This is a genomic window from Gordonia sp. DT219 (assembly GCF_049847065.1).
In the GTDB taxonomy this organism is placed as follows: domain Bacteria; phylum Actinomycetota; class Actinomycetes; order Mycobacteriales; family Mycobacteriaceae; genus Gordonia.
The window spans coordinates 1-445 of sequence record NZ_JBNCNR010000082.1 but is presented as its reverse complement, the minus strand read 5'-3'; the positions used below and the strand labels follow the sequence as shown (position 1 = coordinate 445).

The window sequence follows — 445 nt, the reverse complement described above, 5'->3', positions numbered from 1 at the left end:
CCGCCACCGCCTGATCACCACACTGCTGACCCGACACATTCGACTCATCCACCACCCCCAACGCGTCATCAACCTGTGCCCGCGTCATCGACGACGACAACACCACCCGACCGGATGCGTCCACATCGTCGACGAGGCGGACATCGGCTGCATCATCGCCACCATCAGACCGAAGCCCCTCAACCACAACAGGTCCGGAACCAGGGTGAACATCACCCGCGCGGTCGCTGTGGACGCCCCCCACACGTGCCCGCACCGCATCGGTCAGCCGGGCCGCACCGTGATAGGCCGCCTTCACCGATACCGCACCCAGCAACGACCCCGACACCGCCAACATCGTCACCGCATCCGGCGCCGGATGCACGTCACCACCCACACCCACCGGCACACCCTCCGAATGCGTGGTGAGCGACGACATCACCTTCTGCGCCGCATCATCGAAACT

The 445-nt window shown here is 65.4% G+C and carries 1 pseudogene; it reads right to left on the bottom strand.

Annotated elements, in window-relative coordinates:
- Positions 1-445 (bottom strand): annotated as a pseudogene (locus ACPXB3_RS22520) (hypothetical protein); the annotation flags it as partial.